Raw genomic sequence first — 20002 nt, 5'->3', positions numbered from 1 at the left:
ATTATATTTGGAAAGGATTATATATGGAAGATATTTTTATTACAGAGTTTTTGAACTTGAATAACGAATTTAAAGAACTTGGTGTATTTGATTCTATAATTAATAGAGATAGTCCATTTTTTATTAATTTACTTAGACTTAAAGTAAATAAAACGCCAGAGTTTCAAGGTTCTTATGAAAGAATTAATAACTTCTATCGTAAAATAATGGTTTTGCTTGATTCTTCCAAAAGTAAGGGTGATAAGCTATATAGGGCTGCACTGGAACTTTTTCATTTCCCTGGAGTAAGTGGAATTAATCTTGGCGTATCAGAAACTGGAATTGATGCAGGGTTTGGTCCGATTTTGTCGAAACAAGTAATAAATGATGCTTTTGATATAGTTAAATCTGGTTCAGAACAGCCGGAAATATTCCAACTTGTAGGGCTTTTTGAAAAGAATGTTTCAGCAGATCGCCTGAGTGACATGATAGCAACTATTATATTGCCGGATATAAGAAATTATACGATAGAGATAAATAGAAAGTTGAACATAAATAATGAGAAATATCCCAATATTGAATTTCAAGGGGAAATTGCAATTAACCCATATAAAAAATGTGAACTTCTTTACTTACCGGAAGAAGTTCTACATGAGATTCCAATAGCAGAATCTTGGAGCGATATTGATAGAGTGATTCAAGAAAACCAAGCAATTCGTGATGAGGTAAATGAGGCGGTTGGAAAAGAATGGAGAAAAATGTGTTCGGCAGATAAGAAGGAATATTTGAAAGAACATATTTTCAAAGATTCTCAGCGATGTGGTAGGATGATAGAAAACTATCGTACACAGACGATAGCACCATATGAAATTGAAAGTAATGCTGAATATTTGGTGGCAAGTACATTTAAGCAGATAAAAAGAGAGGGAATATTTGATATACTTTCACATTCTGCGAAAAGAGAACTGAGTAGTTTGGAAGCAACCATAGAAGTTCTTTCAATATTTAGAGATTGGATCGAAAACAATCGAGGCTGGGATGAAATACTGTCAGCATCAACAAGCAAAAGGGAAAAATCATTACAAAGACTTTTACATCTTTCAGGAAAGTATTATTGTACACAAAATAATATAGATATGGCATTCGAAGCAAATGAAGGTCCTGGTCCAGTGGATCTAAAAATGAGCAGAGGAAATGATAAGACTGTTATTGAGATAAAGCTTTCATCAAATGCTGATTATATTCATGGATACGAAGATCAAATTGAAGAGTATGCAAAAGCTGAGGGTACTACACAGAGAGTATTTGTATATGTTAAAGTTGGAAATCCTGTACGGGATGATAAGATTGAGAGCCTTCATAAGTCTAGGCTGGAAAATGGGGAGAATCCGCCTAAATTATTTATCATAGATTCTCAAAAACAAACATCAGCAAGCAAAAAGTAAAAATTGATAGTTTTTACAAGGACTGAAGTTGTGAATAAATCATAAGCAGGAGGTTTTTATTATAGATGAATCATGAAATATTGAATAAATTGAATCTTGAAGAAGACCATGAGCGAGAATGTAAATTGGCAATAGGTGGACTTCCTGAGAGCATATGGGAGACTTACTCTTCTTTTGCGAATACAAATGGTGGCACGATTCTGCTTGGAATTAGGGAACACAGAGATTCTTTTACAGTTGAAGGACTGACAGATAAGCAGATTGTTAAATATCAAAAGGATTTCTGGAGTACATTGAATGACAGAAATAAGGTATCAAAGAACATCTTACTGAATCATCATGTCAGACCTGTAGTTGTTGAAGAAAAGAAAATATTAAGAATTGATGTTCCAGCGGCAGACAGACACGATAAGCCGGTTTATATTGGGACAGATCCAATGAAAGGCACTTATAAAAGAGATTATGAAGGTGACTTTCTTTGTACCGAAGAGGCAGTCCGTGCGATGTTTGCAGATCAGAGAGATGTATCTGGGGATGTGGAAGTGCTGGATGAGTTCGGATTAGATGTGCTGAATCAGGATACGATAAAAGGTTATAGAATCATTTTTGAGCAGCTCCATAGTGGACATCCTTGGAATGCTTTGGAAAATGACGAGTTCCTTATGAAATTAAGGGCAGCAGCAAAGAATAAGAATGGTACATTATCTCCAACGATAGCAGGACTTTTATTCTTTGGAGAGGCTTATCATATTACTGAGGTTTTTCCAAATTATTTTCTGGATTATCGTGAGGAATGTGATGATAAAGCCGTGCGCTGGTTATTCCGGACACATTCTAACGAAGGTGATTGGAGCGGTAATATATATGACTTTTTCTGCAAGGTGCGTACCAGAATGGACGATGATGTAGCAGTTCCGTTTGCAAATAGACGAGATGGATATCGTGTAGATAGAGTGGATGTGCATGATGCATTGGAAGAAGCATTGGCAAATGCGCTGGCACATGCAAATTATTATGGTAGACGAGGAATCCTTGTTTTAAAGAAGGGTAAGGAACTTAGTATTTCCAATCCTGGTACTATCAGAGTAACAAAAGAAGAGTTTTATGCAGGTGGTAATAGTGATCCACGAAATCCGAATATCTTAAAAATGTTTGGTTTTGTAAATGTCGGTGAGCGTGCCGGAAGTGGTGTCGATAAGATTATGACAGCATGGGCAGAACAAAATTGGAAGAAACCGGAATTTGATTTCTCAGAGCGCAATGACAGGGTAACATTAAAGCTTGAAGTTGGACAAGTGGTATATATTCCGGGAGCTGCTGATATCAGAAATGAGAATACAAATCAGGAAAAAGCAACTGCTGTGTCAAAAGAAGATAAAATACTTGAGTATATTAGGCAGAATGGAAGTATTTCTTCTCAAAAAGCTGCTGATATAGGTGGTTATAAGTCAAAGACAGGAGCAAGAAAATTGCTTGATAAGATGATAGAAAAAGGATTGATTACGAAGATTGGAAATGGACCGGCAACTAAATATATGTGATTTAGAGGTTGCCTTACGATTTATTGAACACTTTATTGAACACTATCGGACACTTTTTGGACTATCGGATACAAAGTGTTCGATAAGTGACCGATAGTGGCCATTTATCGGACACTTATTAGCATAGGCTGAATAAAAATATTTATGCAAAGACTAACTGCACAAATGGATTAGAAGGTGAAATATGGATTTACAGAACATACAGGATCAATTAAATACAGAATTTGCCAAGTCAGAGACAAGAATCATATTCTGGTTTGATGATAAAGGTGAATACGAGGATGAGGTATCGGAACTGCAGCTTGGTGATGTAAAGCTGCATATTCTTGATGGTACAAACTGGCTCTATTCAAAGTATTTATTAAACGAAGAGAACAAAGAGAGCAAATATCTTGTCTATGCAGCCTTTGCAAAGCCAAGTGATGCAGAGAATCCGCTTGCAGATATGTATTATTATTCAACACCTTATTATACAGACAGGGTATCGCAGATGTCTCAGGAGATTGGCATTGATAATCGTTTTAAGGAGCATTTATCACAGTATGCTAATTTCTGGAAAAATAAACATCGTATTGAGAAGTTCAAGGAACTTGGAATTGATCATTACAATGCTCAGACAATTGATATTGGTTTGATTGCTGTACTCACGGATGTAAAGACTCCAAATTTTGAGGAAGTAGTTAAGAAGATGATGCTCGGTGACAATGAGAAGTATTTTAAGGCATTGGATGATAATGGATTGACCGACAAGTTCTGGGAACTTTGCGAAAAATTCTTTGGATATAAATCTGAAAAGCCGAATATAGATGATTTGTCTGCTTGTATGATATTAACATATGCATCATCTACATTAAAAGCTACTGTACCGGAAGCAATGAGGTCCTATATTCTTAAGAAACGCAATGATGTTGTAGTCTTTATCCGTAATATCATGGACAATGTAAATTATCAGGATGCCTATGACAAACTGGTAGAAAGAATAGATAAGTCATTACGTTTTGTAACAAGAATACAGGATGGATTAAAGAAAGACGTGGAGAAGAAAAAAGACAGTTCTCTCCAGATGTCTGATATTTTTGCATGTGATGCTTTTGCAGGGTTAGATGACATTATTATTGATTGGGCATTGGAGCAGTTAAATGATGAGATTTTAGATGCACAGATTGATGGACTTAATATTGCTCAGGTAGCTGACCAGAGAATGTCCAAGGCATATCATTATAGCGAAAGATACAAGAATGAATATACGACTATCAAGTATGCGTATTTGATGATGAAGTCTGTATCACTTATGGAATTTTCATGTGATATTAAGACATTGGTTACAAATTATCAGAAAGAGTCTTATTTGATAGATTCATATTATAGATGGTTTTATTATGCATATGACCAGATTGAAGATAACAGTAAATTCTCTGATGTAAGACAGAGAGTAGAGAATATCTATGCGAATACATATTTGCAGAAGATAACACCGAAGTGGAATGAAAATTTTACAAATGAGGTAATGAATGCTACAGATCTGCCTAAGCAGGAAGATTTCTATAAGCATTATCTTAGAGGCTACGATGGAAAGCAGAGGGTTATTGTGATTATTTCTGATGCTTTCCGATATGAGTGTGCAAAGGAACTTTTCAGCAGATTGGAATTAGACGAGAAGTGTACACCAAAGATGGAGTGTATGCTTAGCTGTCTGCCTTCTGTGACCTCGGTTGGAATGGCAAGTCTGCTTCCACATAAAGAGATGCAGGTGGATGGCAACTTGAATGTGACTGTTGATGGACAAGCATGTGCAAGTATGGAGCAAAAGGATAAGATTCTGAAATCTTATAATGAAAGAAATATTGCGGTTTCATTCGATGAGATATTTAGAAAAAGAGACAGAGCCAAAGAATTGCTTCAAAATAAAAATATTGTATATGTGTATCATAATCAAGTTGATGCTAGAGGGGACAAGCCAGCTAGTGAAAATGAAGTGTTTAATGCATGCAGAGAAGCAATTTCAGAGATTTATGATTTAATAAAACAGTTAATTGGCGATGTATCAGCGGCAAAGTTTTTCATTACTGCGGATCATGGCTTTTTGTATAAGAGAGACAGATTACAGGAGTTTGATAAAGTTACATATCCAAAGGACAAATGCCTTTACACAAACAAGAGATTCCTTATTACAGAAGATGCAGTAAATGAGCAGGGAATCATGGCAAGAACAATGGCATATTTCAATAAACTTTATATAGATACTCCAGTAGGAGCAGATATTTTCAGGGTTGCCGGAGGTGGACAGAACTATGTACATGGTGGTACATCCCTGCAGGAGATGATGATTCCAGTCATTGAACTTACAACGAATACCAGAGGTGTGGCATACGATTATGTGGATGTTGTCCTTACATCTGTTACCCGTAAGGTGACAAACCTTATCACATATTTTGATTTCATTCAGACAGAGAAAGTCACAGACACAATGAAAGCAAGAAGTATTGTGGCTTACTTTACTACGGAAGATGGCGAAAAAATCTCATTTGATGTGCCTATGATTGCCAATAGTAGGGAAGATGCACCGGAGAAGAGAACATTCCATGAGAAGTTTACTTTGAAGTCAAGAGAATATAAGTATGGAGACAAGTATTATCTTGTGTTGGCGGATGCAAATGATGAGAAGAATATCTTGCAGCAGTATGGGTTTATGATTGATATTGCATTTGTTGATGATTTTGGATTTTAAGGTGATGCAGTATATGAAAGAAAATAAAATACAGAGGGATATAACAGCACATATTAAGGAACTTGCATTATTAAAATATGAAGATGAATTGCGAAGAGAAGATTCGTTAATTAATCAAGCCTCGCAAATGCAAACAGCCTTTTCGTTTACATCAGCGGCACTGTTTATGGTTGCAGCTATTGCTGTAGAATATAGAGAACCCTGGTCATATGCTTTTTTGTTGATTGTTTTTTCAACCATAACAATTGCATTGGTGGTTAGTTTAGTATTGGCAACCTTGGCTCAAAAAAGATATGAGAGGCAAGATTTTCCACACATAGAAGTTTTAAAGGAATTTGTTGTTGAAAATTATGAGGATTCGTTAAGCGAGGCTCAAAGAAATATTCAGTGGATAGATATGGTTGGAAAAGTAGAAAAAGATTTATCAAGAGTCAATGATAATAAGGTTGTGTTAATTAGATGGTCAATGAGATGGTTTTATATAGCATTGGCGTTAATGTTAATTTGGTTTTTGGTAGCAATAGTTAAAATGTAAAGGAGAGATTTATTTTATGGGAGAAGAAAAGAAAAATAATGAAGTGAAACAAAACCCGATAAAGGATATTAAGCCAAAAGAGATTCCAACTGTAAGAAGAACCTATGAGTATCATGGTAATGACAATAATAAGAAGAAATCTCAAGGTACAAATTAAACGTTATGGAGAAAATTAGCATGAATGAGATAAATGAATACAATAGTGTATCAGAAACAGACGATAGACGAGAAATCATAAAGCAAAAGCTCCGCCAATATTATGATGGTCGTATTGTTCGTAAGGATTTAACAAAGTCAATCCGTGAAGGGGCAAATGTTCCGGTATATGTACTGGAATATCTTCTCGGTCAGTATTGTAATTCTGATGATCCAGAGATTATTGATGAGGGAGTAGACAATGTTAAGCGTATTCTGCGTGATAACTATGTTCGCCCGGATGAAGCACAGAAGATATTGTCACTTCTTCGAGAGAGAGGAAGCTATACAGTTATTGACAGGATTACAGTAGTTCTTAATACAAAGGAAGACCGGTACGAGGCAACCTTCTCTAACCTCGGCATTAAGAATATTCCTATCAGTGCTGACTATGTGAAGGATTATGACCGCCTGCTTTGTGGAGGTATCTGGTGTATTCTTCAGCTTGACTATGAGTTTATTGAAGAAGATAAGAAGAATACACAGCCTATCCGCATCAGAAAGCTGACACCGATTCAGATGCCACATGTGGATATGGATGAGGTAAAGAATGGTCGTAAGGCATTTACAAAGGAAGAGTGGATGGATATTCTACTTCGTTCTACTGGTATGGAACCGGACAAGCTTTCTGACAGAGCTAAATGGTTATTGATTGCCCGTATGATTCCACTTGTTGAGAACAACTTTAATATGTGTGAATTAGGACCTCGTTCTACAGGTAAATCATACATATATGAGCAGATTTCTCCAAACAGTATCCTTGTTGCCGGAGGACAGACTACAGTTGCAAATCTGTTTTATAACATGTCTAACAATACAGTAGGTCTTGTCGGAATGTGGGATGTTGTAGCATTTGACGAGGTTGCTGGTATCAAGTTTAAGGATAAAGATGGTATCCAGATTATGAAGGGATACATGGCATCAGGTGCATTTTCCCGTGGCAAGGCTGAGATACAGGCAAAGGCATCTATGGTCTTTGTAGGTAATATCAATCAGAGTGTGGAGACTTTGCAGAAGACATCAAGCCTGTTTGATCCATTTCCTCCTGAAATGGGTACGGATACTGCTTTCCTTGACCGTTTCCATGCATATATACCGGGATGGGAGATTCCTAAGTATAGACCGGATTCATTTACAAATGATTATGGATTTATCACAGATTATCTATCAGAGTTCATGCGTGAACTTCGTAAGGATAATTACAGCAATATAGCAGAGAAGTATTTCAAATTAGGAAATAATTTAAATCAGAGAGATGCAATTGCGGTTCGTAAGCTGATTTCCGGATTTATCAAATTGATTTATCCGGATGGAGAAGTCAGCAAGGAAGAAGTTGCAGAGATCATGGATATTTCACTTGAACTTCGTAGACGAGTAAAAGAACAGCTTAAGAAGATTGGTGGAATGGAGTTCTATGATGTGAACTTCTCATACATAGACAATGATAGTTTTGATGAGCATTTTGTATCCGTACCGGAGCAGGGCGGCGGAAAGATGATTCCTGAAGGTATGGGCAAGCCGGGATGCTTATATACAGTATCAAAGTCAAAGACTGGAATGATAGGCTGCTATCGTCTGGAAACACAGATGATGCCGGGAAATGGAAAGCTGACTTGCACAGGTATTGGTTCCGGAAAAGAGCCGAAGGAAGCAACCAATACAGCATTTAATTATCTGAAGGCAAACGGCAATGCAATATCTGGAAATATCAGTACAACAACTAAGGATTACATCATCAATTATCAGGATATGCAGGGACTTGGAATGACAGGAAATCTCGCACTTCCTACACTGATTGCTATTTCATCGGCAGCACTTAGTAAGCCTCCAATTAGCAGTCTTGCAGTACTTGGTGAGATTAGTATTGGTGGAACACTTATTAAGGTAGAAGATTTAGCAAGTACATTACAGGTATGCCTTGATAGTGGAGCAAAAAAAGTTCTGCTTCCAATCACATCGGCAGCAGATCTTGGAACTGTACCATCTGACTTAGTTGGAGCGTTCAGTCTGATATTTTATTCTTCTCCGGAAGAAGCAGTATATAAGGCACTGGGAGTTGAATAATTATGAACCTTGAAGAATGGACTTGCGCTGTGAAAATTGCGGGAAGTAAGAAGAGCAAATATCTTATTTCAAAGATAATAAAGGAGCAGTGTCTTATTACTCAAAAAAAGTTATATGGTGCGTATCAGATTGATGGTAGGAAAGTATGGGATGTACTTATTAAGGATGATCCAAATTGTCAAAATGTGCTGAAAGAAAAGAGAATAAATGATGCAATAGCATTGGAGTCTAAGATTGAAGAAATGAAGTATCATTCGTTTTGGAGTGATAATAAACATGCATATGGAAAAAAAAGAAGGTGATGAGGTATTTTTGAGCAGGATTTTGAAGCAATGCTTCGACAGTATGAAAATTCAATAGATGATAAGCGACAGTTTACTGCATTGGTAAAAGATATATTTCCGGAAGAGGCAAAGAATATCAATCTGATTCTTATGGCATACAACATGGGAATTGCACAGGATATTCAGAAGGCGAATCTGCTCAATAATACATTTGCTTTCCGGTATGTGAAGCAGTTGATGGATGACTATGGCATCAGCAGAGTGAATGCAGATTGGATTGTGTCAGTATGGTGTTCTTGTTATGGTAATAAAGTATTGGGAAAAGCCTGTGACATATCAGTGCAGAAGCAGGGTGGTGGTCCGGCGATAAAAGATAATAAGTCATCTTCGGGAAAATCATATGGAGATTTATTTGTATATGAAAAAAGTCGCAGAGGCAACGGACTGGCTGTAACCGGATTCCGTGGAGATAAGAACCAGACGATTATATTTCAAAATAGGTCTGGCAATGAAAATGTTATAGAGATTGCGGATAACAGTTTTAGCAAATCTTCCATAGAAGAGGCAATTCTGACGGAAGGCTTTAAATACATAGGTTTAAATGCTTTTTCTGATTGTGAGAAATTACATCAGGTGGTATTGCCAGTCAGCGTAGAAGAGATTGAAAACTCAGCATTTGAGAATTGTAACAGCTTAAAATCAATCTCCTTGCCGATACTGCTTAAGACAATCGGAGATGCAGCCTTTAAAGGAACAGGTTTACGGACACTGGATATTCCAAAGAGTGTATTTTGGATAGGTGATGATTTATTGGCAGAGTGCCAATCGCTGGAGCATATTAAGATACCGGATAATATTGCAAGGATAACTGATCGGATGTTTATGAATTGTAGTGGATTGAAGAAGGTGGAGCTGCATGAAAGTCTAAATGCGATTGGTGAACGAGCATTTTTCGGCTGCTCCAGTCTTGACTTTATTGTGATTCCGGACAGTGTACAGCAAATCGGACAGGATGCTTTTACGGGAACGGATGAGATGTTTATCGTGCAATGTTCATTTGGCTCATTTGCTGAGCAGTATTGCAGGAAGAATAAGATTAAGTACCAGCTGGTGTAATGTCGCCAGCGATGCGACACATAAAGTATGAAATTACGATAGAATACAGGAAAGAGGTGATATGTATGGGCTTATTGGATGCAATATTTGGCAATAATCAGCCACCTAAGATAAATTCCATACTTCCTACAGCGGCTAAGAATGAGATTCGTGCAGGAAGATTACCGATATTGAATACAGACAGCTTATTTCTCAAGCGTGGTGAGAAGATCCATTATATTGATAAAGCAATCAACCTTGAAATCAAGGTAGTAAAGCAATACCGGCATGTGGGACACAGTACACCTGGATTGTTAAAAGGCAATCGTTGGAATGTGGGTGTGGCGAAGCCTATTGAGCATGGTGAGCTTGTACAGCATCGGGGAATCCTGTATGTGACTAATCAGAGAATCGTATTTCAAGCTTCTGAAAAGGGGTTTGATAAAACATATAGATATCTAACAGCGGTAACTCCGTATGTAGATGCCTGTGAACTGCAGTTTGGCAGTAAAACATACAATATGTATGTTGATGATGGAAATCTATTATATGAAGTATTACAGCTTGTGAAGCAAAGGAGGCAGATTCCATAATGGAGGGACAGTTAAAAAACGGAACAATACTTACTTCGGAAAGCGGAAATAAGTATACTGTAGTGAATCTTCTGGGTGCCGGTGGACAAGGCGAAGTCTATGATGTGGAATGTGATGGAAAGCATTATGCGTTGAAATGGTATTTCAAGGGAAGTGCTACAGCACGGCAGAAGAAATTATTGGAAGAGATTATTGCAAAGGGAGCACCGGATAGTTCGTTTCTCTGGCCGATGGAACTAATTGTTCCGTCGCAGGGAAACTTGTTTGGATATATCATGCCGCTTCGTCCAAAGAATTATAAGAGCATAGTGGATTTGATGAAGAATCGTGTAAATCCATCATTTTATGTTATATGCAGGACAGCATTTAACCTTACAAAAGGATATCGAAATCTACATATTGCCGGGGCAAAGTATCAGGATATTTCATTTGGAAATCTTTTCTTTAATCCGGATAACGGAGATGTCTTGATTTGCGACAATGATAATGTATCATATGGCAACAGCAAGCCGGGAGGAGTTCTTGGTACACCGGGATTTATGGCACCTGAGATCGTAAGAGGTGAAGCGAGACCATCAAGGGATACAGACAGATATTCATTAGCGGTATTGCTGTTTTACCTCTTTATGGTAAATCACCCATTGGAAGGCAAGCAGGAAGCCAGTATCAAGTGTATGGATATGGCAGCCAGAGTAAAGCTCTATGGAACTGATCCTATTTTTATATTTGATCCGGATAATAAGACAAATAGACCAGTACCGGGAATCCATGATAACGCCAATATTTATTGGCCGTTATATCCGGAACAGTTACGTCAGCTGTTTATCAAATCTTTTACAGTCGGACTTAATAATCCAAGCAAGCGAGTAACAGAGCCTGAATGGATGAACCTGTTTGCAAATATGATGAGTGGGTTGATGAAATGCACTTGTGGTGCAAGTGTTTTCTATGATGAAAGTCTGGAAGCAAATGGTGTGGCACATACATGTTGGAATTGTCAGCAGACAGTGAAAGTACCAACAAGGATTGTGATTGGAAAGAATACTGTGGTACTAAATCAGAACAGTAAGCTGTTACATCATCACATTTATAGTGATTTTGATATGGAAACAGTAGTTGGAGAAGTAGTTCAGAATCCAAAGAATCCGGCATTATGGGGAATCCGCAATGAAGATAAATTAAACTGGACTTATGAAAAAGCGGATGGAACACAAATTCCTGTTGAAGTAGGAAAAACAGCAGGTATTGCAGCAGGCGTGAAAATACATTTCTCCGAGTCAGTCGGAGAGTTCAAGTAAAAGGAGGAAATTGTTATGGCAGATTTACAAAGACCAGGTGGAGAACTGGCAAGCAGACCGATTCATTTCTTTTGGGTAGTGGATTGTTCGGGTTCAATGTCTTATGACGGAAAGATGGAAGTGGTAAATACAGCTATTGAGGAGTGTATCCCGGAGATGGCATCAGCTGCGGATAATAACCCAAATGCACAGCTGCTTATTAGGGCACTTCAATTTTCATCCGGGGCAAGCTGGCTTACTGCAAAGCCTGTACCGGTTGAGGAATATTCATGGAATCCTTTGGAAGCAAATGGTGTAACAGAGATGGGAAAAGCATTTGAATTACTGGCAGCACAGCTTTCTATTCCACCAATGCCAACACGAGCATTGCCGCCGGTAATTGTTTTATTGTCTGATGGACAGCCAACAGATTCTTACAAGGATGGATTGAATAAGTTAAAAGCACTTCCTTGGTTCAAGAAAGCAGTTAAGATTGCGATTTCTATCGGTTCCGATGCAGATGATGATGTACTTGAAGACTTCACAGGTAACAAAGAACTGATATTACAGGCAAATAATGCAGCTGCACTTGCAAAGATGATTAAATGGGCGTCCACAACTGCATCTATGGTATCCGCTCCAGCAAGCAAACCTATGAATGCTGACGCAGTATCTACACCTGCAGGCAGTGGAGAGCCTTTTGCACCTGCAAATGGAGGAGCGCCGCTTGTTATAGATATGAGTAATATTCCTAGTCCGGATGACTTTGACGATGGAGCAGTTTGGTAAAAAGGAGGGATTTCATGAAGCGTTATGTATTTGGCAAAAGTGTAAAAGGCGCTACTCACGAAAAAAATGGATTACCTCTTCAGGATAACTGCAAGATAGAAGAAATTTCAGATAAGATCACGATTATAGCTGTAGCAGATGGACATGGCAGCTCAAAGTGCCCCAGAAGCGACAGAGGTTCTTTAATTGCGGTAAATACTTTCTGCACAGTAATGAAAAATTATCTGCTCAATTATGGAAAAGAAAAGGATGGTCTTACGAATCTGGTAACATTTCTGAACAGAGAAGGCGATATGCGCTTCGCACAGGATATATGTGAAGAATGGCAGGCAAGAGTAAAACAATCATTTTATAAGAACAAAGATGACAGCGTATTAGACAAAGAAGGTAATACCGACTGGAAAAAGGTTTACTCTCTGTATGGAACTACACTTTTGGGTATGCTGATTACAGATACCTTTGTATTCTCATTTCAGATTGGTGATGGAGATATTAACTATATTACAGGTGATGAGATTTCTCCATTGGTAGAGCCAGAGAAATTTCTTGGCACAGAGACACATTCTTTATCCAAACTGGATGCATGGAGAAAAGCGGTAGCAGCCGTAAGGAGAAAGAATGCAGCAGATGATGTGCCATATTTATATATGCTTTCGACAGATGGATTTTCCAACAGTTTTGTGAACGAAGAGGAGTTCCATAAAACCTGTAGAGAGTATTATAAAATGATTGGCGAGCATGGATACGAGGCAGTAAGAGATAATCTTGAAAAGTGGCTCAAGGAGACAAGTGAGCTTGGATGCGGTGATGATGTCACTGTGGTTATGGCTTATGTAGACAAATAAAGGAGGAAGCGGATGTGATTGTAGACCGCTACTATTATGCACAACTGAATAAGCAGGAACAGGCGGTTTACAAGGCTTTCTATAATGGACTGATGGCTCATGAGGATGTCATTCCAATTCCAATCAAGGGACAGATATCAAAAGAAGTATTCAACAAAATATTTCGGGCAATGACAAGGGATAATCCGTTGATATACTATGTCAATCAATCTGCGTGTAACTGGGCGACGGATGCATTTGGTCATACAGCAATCTGTCCACAGTATTTTTACAGCAGGGAAACTGTCCGAAAGTACAACCGTAACATAGAAAATGCAGTGAATAATCTGGCTGCACAGTTAAGACTGACAGAAGGCACAGATTATGAGAAAGAAGTAAGAGTCCATGACTGGTTCTGTAAAAATGTGAAATATGATTTTAAAGGCGCAGACATGGACGAACCAGCTAGAGTAGTTCTCTCACATAATATTGTAGGAGTTTTTGCAAAACAGAAAGCCCAGTGTGAGGGAATTGCCAAAGCTGTAAAAGTATTGCTGAATGCAGTAGATATCAAGTGTATTGTGGCTACCGGGGAAGCAGAGGCAAGTGGTAAGAAAGAACACCATGCTTGGAATGTTATTGATATTGATGGTAGTCCCTATCAGGTGGATGTGACATGGGATATCGGAGCTTCCAAGGGAAGAATTGCATATGATTATTTCAATGTTACAGATGAAATTATAAGCAAGACACATAGTTTTGAAGATGAGATGCCGAAATGCATTTCATTAAAAGATAATTATTTTGAAAGAAACAGGCTGACATTTAGAAGTAGAAGTCAGCTGATAGCATATATAACACAAGAGATAGAGCAAGGTCGGAATAAATTATATTTTCGGATAGATGGTTTATTTCCGAAACTAAGACAGTCAGAGCTTGCAGGTATGGTTGCAAAGATTGCAGCAGGAGGACAGAGCAGAGCAGTTAAAGTCCAGCAGATTCCAAATGAGAAGGTTGGAACTTACTGGATCAGAATATACTAAGTATTGGAGAGTGAGCATTATGTGGCATACAACAGAACTTGTAAAGATATTTGAGAAGATAACAGATGAATATGGATATGAAATATATCAGAACAGAAAATTGTGTGCCGCATTGTGCAATGATTTATTAGCTGATTATTCAGTCGAAAAGAATATTATGCAGATGCTTTTTCAGGCTGGGCTTGGAGAGGCTATGAAGGGAGTCCCATTTAAGAGTGAAAGAGAGCTTAAAATGGGACTTTCTAATATTGATAAGTTTTTGATGGCACAGGCGATAGAGAGTAGTGTCAGGGAAAATGTTCTTGAAGTTATGCGATTAGCATTTGTAGATAAAGGAGTCAACACAGAGGTAAAGAGTCCATACCAGCCTGTTATATCCAAAAACTTCAATGACTCACATTTCAAGATGACTTTACCTGTAATCAAAGAGTTTGTAGATCGGGTAGACGCATCATTTAAGTTTATGTATATCAATAAAGGCGAGGAAGTTGATACCGTGCTTGAAAAATGCATTATTACTGATAAATTTGGGACAATGCATTCTTCAAGAATGGACTATGAATTGTTGACACATGATAAGTCAAAGAGTGTAACAATCAGTATTCCTGTAGAGGATAAAAAAATTTATGTCAGCGGAGCAACTATTGAATTTGTTTTCCTGTGCAGTAATCATAAGAGGATTACGACATCATATAAGATTAACATATCTAAGACAACTATGTTGATGCAGGTAGCAGTATGTCAGATGACAGACGAAGAATATAACAGAACAATTGATATTGTTGGATTACTTATCAAGACGATGGATAACGTAGTTAAGAATATCAATCCTATAGCGGTGGAGGGTAGTAATGTTTCAGCAACGAATGAACAACCTGCATATACTTCCTCTGATATAAAGGAATATTCCGATGCATTAAGAAGAGAAATTCATTTCCTTAAATTAGGAAAAGGTAAGAAATACAAGATTGTCAACGGAATCAAATTAAATAAAAGTGATAAGGGAATCTATACATATTCATTCGAGATGGAAACAGAACTACATCTTCCGGATGATGCTCCGGTGGTGGTAGAAACGGTAGGAGGTCTTAGAGCAGTTGGTACGGTTTTATCATGTGAAGATTTTCAGATGATTTTGTTATTAGACAGGGATCTCACTGATAAGGTAAGTTCAGCTCATTTGATGGTAGAACCATGGAAGCTTCTTGAAGCCTTGGATAAGAGAATGAACTCTCTTAATCCGAATATCAATAAGCTTGCAATTAAAATCATGGAAGAAGGTCCGGACTTATCTACAGATACTGATATTGCCAGTGTACCGAAAGGACAACCGGCTGTAGAAAGAAAGTTGGAAACAGATGATATTGTAACGGTATGGGGACCTCCCGGAACCGGTAAGACATATACAATGGCAAAGATTGCTAAGAAGTATATTGCTCAGAACAAATCTGTTCTTATTGTATCTCACAGTAATGTATCAGTGGATGGTGTAATCAAGAAAGTTGTTGAGATGTTGGATACGGATATGCAGTCTTATCTTGAGGATGGAAAGATTTTGCGTTTCGGATATGTAAGAGATGATGAGCTTGCTCAGAATCCATATGCAACATCCTTTAATTATACACTTAGCAAGTGCGACAGTTATGCAAGGCAGCTGGATCATTTGACTGCAAAACGAGACGAATTGCGTGCCAAAAATAGCATGAAGTCTAAAGAGTATGATGAAGTCGAGCATAAAATCAAAGAACTTCGCAGTGAGATAAGAAAAGAAGAAAGAAGATATGTGCAGAGAGCACAGGTGATTGGTACAACTATTTCAAGAGCAACGGTTGATCCAATGTTTGAAGAGAGACAATTTGACCTCGTAATGTTTGATGAGGTTTCGATGGCATATGTACCGCAGGTAATAGCGGCAGCAGCATTGGCGAAAGAAAAGTTTATGTGTGTAGGTGACTTTAGACAGCTGGCACCTATTTCTCAGAATCCGGATGCACATGTGCTGCAGGTGGACATATTCTCTTATTTACAGATAGTAGATGGTAAGGGAAATATGTATTGGCATCCTTGGCTTGTCATGCTGAATGAGCAAAGGCGAATGACACCGGCAATATCAGAATTTCCAAATAAATTCATTTATAACCGACTCTTAAAGGATCATCCTTCTGTGTTACATAAAGGAGATGCTGTTATTAAGAGTGAGCCATTGCCGGGGGATGCATTAAACTTAATAGACCTTGCCGGAACATATTGTGCAGCAGATAAGAACACAGATGGTTCCAGATTCAATATACTTAGTGCTGTTATTTCATTTTCGACTGCGGTTAAGGCAGAGCAGAATAATATTGATACCATTGGAATTATCACCCCATATGCTGCCCAGACAAGATTAATCCGTGCAATGATAAAGGATTATTATGCAAAAGGGACGACTACTGTAAGTTGTGCAACAGTACATCAGTTCCAAGGTTCAGAATCCGATGTGATAGTTTTTGATGCAGTAGAGAGTTATCCAAAGAGTGCTGTAGGGTATCTGATGGGAAAAGATCGTAACCAGGTAGCACGATTGATAAATGTAGCAATTACACGAGGTAAGGGAAAAGTAATTACAGTTGCAAATGCCAGATTCTGGGAGAATGTCTTTAAGGGTACAAATCATGTGTTCTATAAGTTATTACAGCATATTAAGAATGGAAAGCATCATGTAATAGAGAACCATGATAAAACACTTCAGCCATACATCGAGGCGGTAAATCCTGGTAGGATGATTAATATCTTTATGAATGAACAAGATGCAATTGCAATGTTCGAGCAAGATATGAGAAAGGCAAAGTGGCAGACAGTAGTTTCTCTTCCAAGTGGTGAATTAAGGGAAACTGAAAATCAAGTATTTGAAATACTGGATGATGCAGATAGTAGAGGCATTGATATTAAAATGAAATCCAATGATTATGCCAATCTTCCAGGACAATGGAAGGAATACTGTTTTGGAACGGAAAATGCAACATTTCCGCTTATTGTTATTGATGATGAGGTTGCATGGTATGGATTGCCTACAGCAAAGTGGAAATTTCAAGTTGACAAGACCACTTCCATGATTACTGTCGTACATACGATGATAAGAATTAAAGGGAAAAATACAGTCGACATGATTAAGGCTTTAACGGAATTAGAAACCATTGTCGTTGGTCAAAATACAAGAAAATTAGTAAAGAAAAAAGGTACAATGGCTGCAATTAGTGGAAATACTGCTGATAGTGGAGCAATATCAAATTACGGACTTGGAGCATTTATTGAGAAAAAAGAATTTTGTCCGGCATGTAAAAGTCATATGGTGCTTGCTAAAAATGCTCGGGGAACAGCATATCTAAAATGTTCCAATAAAGCTTGCAAAGAGACGAAATATCTTACAGTTGACTTGATGAATTGGTACATCAATTCACATAATGTAAAATGCCCGAAGAAGGACGGCGGTGAATTGAGAGGTGGATTAGGTAAGTATGGTCCATATATCAGATGTAATTGTGGGCACTTTTTAAAGCCGGAAGAGATATAGTAAAGAGGGGGGATTTTATGCTGGAGATAATACTATATGCAGTAGGATTTTTTATATGTACTATTTTTCTTCAATGGTTGTTACATAAGGTTAGAAAGAATCACAATCAAGGGAGTTCAGCAATATGGGTTGGAACAGGTGCAATTATTGTAATTTGTGTAATTGGATTGATGACTAAAAATATCAATTATTTTGTTGCAATACTTGGCTTTATCATAGGCGATGAAGTAGGTAAGCAGGCAGGTTGGCAATAGAAATTGCATACAGAGAAAGTTGGTGAAAGCATGGTAGATAACAACAAATTGCCAGACACACCCTGGCATATAGGATATGCGAAGAAGCAAGAAGATGATCCACGAAGACACAAGGCAAGATGCATTCACTATAGAGATGGTCAATGTGGATGGAGAGCAAATTATTCTGGAAAATGTGTAGGTTCGAGTCATTGTATGGACTATTCTGAGTCGTATGAGGATTTTAAGAAACTACAGGAGAGCAGAAAAAATGCTGAACAGATTGAAAGAGAAAATATTGAAAAATACAAGAGGAGTCTTGAACCGAAAAAAGAGAAGCTTGAGAGAAGCGACAATCCGTATAAGTACAGAAAAAGTGAGGATTTGAATCATTGCTTGGTATGTAATGAACATTTATTTAAGGAAAAGTATTCACTGAAAAAATGCCGGTACTGTGGGATGTTTTATGTGAATATTGGGGATTCTACAAGAGATGAGATTATGGATATAGTGAAGGCTGATCCGATATTTGTTATGAATATTCAGAGAAAAAATGACAGTAAGGAGCAAATAAAGAAATTGATACAGAACAGAGCAAATAACCCCATTTATTTGACAATGCAGAATATTAATGAGATTGCTGAATCTGATATTATAGCTTGGACATTTGCTCATCCTGGAGCAATGGGGTGCCCTGGTGAGATTACGATTATCACAATTCATGGAAATACCATGTGGCTGTATAGATTTAATTATATACAAAATGAGAGATTAGAGGATGAATTGAAAAGTAGATTTCCCAACACTATAACAAAGGAACCTAAAGGGATGAAGTGTGTAAGTATGGGGATGGGAAACTACCTTTATCTCAAAGAAAAGCTTGAACCAGAGTTTGAAAAACGACTAAAAGCATCAGGGGAACATATATATCGAAATCATGTTAGACTGATTTATGAAGTGGTTTCAAATCAGAACGATAGCATTATGAAGAACAATGTCTTGAATACTATATTAAGCAAATATCCAGACATATTAACGGATATGAGATTATTTAAGGCACTGTTATTAGATTATATTCCGGATGATAAATTAAAGAGAAATATGTTATTTGGATGTTTGGAAGAAGGAATACCACAGGAGATAAACAAAATTCAGAATATGTCCAGTCAGCATATGCATAGATTGGAAGATAAGCTGGTAAAGGCATACGGGTGTAATCACATGGTTGCAAATGAAGTCATTGATATGTGGTATGAGGCATTGAAAAATAAGGATAAGAGGCAAAAGATGTATTTAATCAAAACGGTAAAAGGTGATATTACGAAAATTACAGATGTTCAGGCAATCGTAAATGCTGCAAATAACTCTCTTTTAGGAGGCGGTGGAGTTGATGGTGCTATTCACAGGGCAGCAGGACCGGAACTTTTAGCTGAGTGTAGAACTCTTCATGGCTGTGAGACAGGTCAGGCAAAGATTACAAAAGCATATAATCTGCCATGCGATTATGTGATACATACTGTGGGTCCGATTTGGAATGGCGGCAGAAGTAAGGAAGAGGAACTACTTGCAAGCTGTTATTTTAATACTATGAAATTGGCACTTGAACATGGAATAAGAACGATTGCTTTTCCATCCATATCAACCGGAGTGTATAGTTTTCCGGTTGAGCTGGCAGCAAAGATTGCAGTAAAAACAGTAAGCAGATTCATGAATGAAAATCCTGATAGCTTTGACCTTGTTGAATGGGTTTTATTTGACAATGAGACAGATAGAATTTATGAAGGTGAAGTAGATAAGCTATATACAGATATGTAAGAAATAATA

16 protein-coding genes are annotated in these 20002 nt (G+C 37.7%); all 16 read left to right on the top strand.

What is annotated here, in order from left to right; genetic code table 11:
• Nucleotides 1-23 precede the first annotated feature (23 nt).
• The 16 genes from BIV20_RS11735 to BIV20_RS16690 all read left to right on the top strand — a co-directional run bounded on the left by BIV20_RS11735 (nt 24) and on the right by BIV20_RS16690 (nt 19993).
• Nucleotides 24-1424 (top strand): hypothetical protein, encoded by a 1401-nt coding sequence (locus tag BIV20_RS11735; RefSeq protein WP_242939830.1) that lies wholly within the window; start codon nt 24-26, stop codon nt 1422-1424.
• 65 nt (nt 1425-1489) lie between these two features.
• Entirely contained in the window at nt 1490-2965 is a 1476-nt protein-coding gene (locus tag BIV20_RS11730) for an RNA-binding domain-containing protein (RefSeq protein ID WP_075720908.1), read from the top strand.
• A gap of 184 nt (nt 2966-3149) precedes the next feature.
• A complete protein-coding gene (gene pglZ, locus BIV20_RS11725; protein ID WP_075720907.1) occupies nt 3150-5693 on the top strand; it encodes a BREX-1 system phosphatase PglZ type A in 2544 nt (847 codons plus the stop codon).
• 13 nt (nt 5694-5706) lie between these two features.
• The gene (locus BIV20_RS11720; RefSeq protein ID WP_075720906.1) at nt 5707-6228 is read left to right on the top strand and encodes a hypothetical protein; all 522 of its coding nucleotides are present in this window, start codon (nt 5707-5709) and stop codon (nt 6226-6228) included.
• A 16-nt stretch (nt 6229-6244) separates the two neighbouring features.
• Nucleotides 6245-6385 (top strand): hypothetical protein, encoded by a 141-nt coding sequence (locus BIV20_RS11715; RefSeq protein ID WP_158024929.1) that lies wholly within the window; start codon nt 6245-6247, stop codon nt 6383-6385.
• Nucleotides 6386-6405: 20 nt separating this feature from the next.
• On the top strand, nt 6406-8487 hold the full coding sequence (brxL, locus tag BIV20_RS11710) for a protease Lon-related BREX system protein BrxL (protein ID WP_075720905.1): 2082 nt from the start codon (nt 6406-6408) through the stop codon (nt 8485-8487).
• 2 nt (nt 8488-8489) lie between these two features.
• Nucleotides 8490-8789, top strand: a complete 300-nt coding sequence (locus BIV20_RS11705) for a hypothetical protein (RefSeq protein WP_075720904.1) — start codon at nt 8490-8492, stop codon at nt 8787-8789.
• A gap of 30 nt (nt 8790-8819) precedes the next feature.
• The gene (locus BIV20_RS11700) at nt 8820-9887 is read left to right on the top strand and encodes a leucine-rich repeat domain-containing protein (protein ID WP_075720903.1); all 1068 of its coding nucleotides are present in this window, start codon (nt 8820-8822) and stop codon (nt 9885-9887) included.
• Between the two features lie 65 nt (nt 9888-9952).
• The gene (locus BIV20_RS11695; protein ID WP_075720902.1) at nt 9953-10459 is read left to right on the top strand and encodes a hypothetical protein; all 507 of its coding nucleotides are present in this window, start codon (nt 9953-9955) and stop codon (nt 10457-10459) included.
• Entirely contained in the window at nt 10459-11757 is a 1299-nt protein-coding gene (locus tag BIV20_RS11690; protein WP_075720901.1) for a protein kinase domain-containing protein, read from the top strand. The genes BIV20_RS11695 and BIV20_RS11690 overlap by 1 nt, the downstream gene beginning before the upstream one ends.
• Before the next feature lie 15 nt (nt 11758-11772).
• Complete coding sequence (locus tag BIV20_RS11685; RefSeq protein WP_075720900.1) at nt 11773-12525, top strand: vWA domain-containing protein; 753 nt, start codon at nt 11773-11775, stop codon at nt 12523-12525.
• Nucleotides 12526-12539: 14 nt separating this feature from the next.
• On the top strand, nt 12540-13370 hold the full coding sequence (locus tag BIV20_RS11680) for a PP2C family serine/threonine-protein phosphatase (protein WP_075720899.1): 831 nt from the start codon (nt 12540-12542) through the stop codon (nt 13368-13370).
• Between the two features lie 14 nt (nt 13371-13384).
• Entirely contained in the window at nt 13385-14392 is a 1008-nt protein-coding gene (locus BIV20_RS11675) for a transglutaminase domain-containing protein (protein ID WP_075720898.1), read from the top strand.
• 19 nt (nt 14393-14411) lie between these two features.
• Nucleotides 14412-17945, top strand: coding sequence for an AAA domain-containing protein (locus tag BIV20_RS11670; RefSeq protein ID WP_075720897.1), 3534 nt, complete (start codon nt 14412-14414; stop codon nt 17943-17945).
• Between the two features lie 17 nt (nt 17946-17962).
• Complete coding sequence (locus tag BIV20_RS11665) at nt 17963-18199, top strand: hypothetical protein (protein WP_075720896.1); 237 nt, start codon at nt 17963-17965, stop codon at nt 18197-18199.
• A 1266-nt stretch (nt 18200-19465) separates the two neighbouring features.
• Entirely contained in the window at nt 19466-19993 is a 528-nt protein-coding gene (locus BIV20_RS16690; RefSeq protein ID WP_075721066.1) for an O-acetyl-ADP-ribose deacetylase, read from the top strand.
• Nucleotides 19994-20002: the final 9 nt, after the last annotated feature.

Origin of the sequence: Roseburia sp. 499, from assembly GCF_001940225.2 — a bacterium.
In the GTDB taxonomy this organism is placed as follows: Bacteria; Bacillota; Clostridia; order Lachnospirales; family Lachnospiraceae; genus Petralouisia.
Note: the sequence above shows the minus strand (reverse complement) of the source record. Positions and strands in the feature narration are given on the sequence as shown.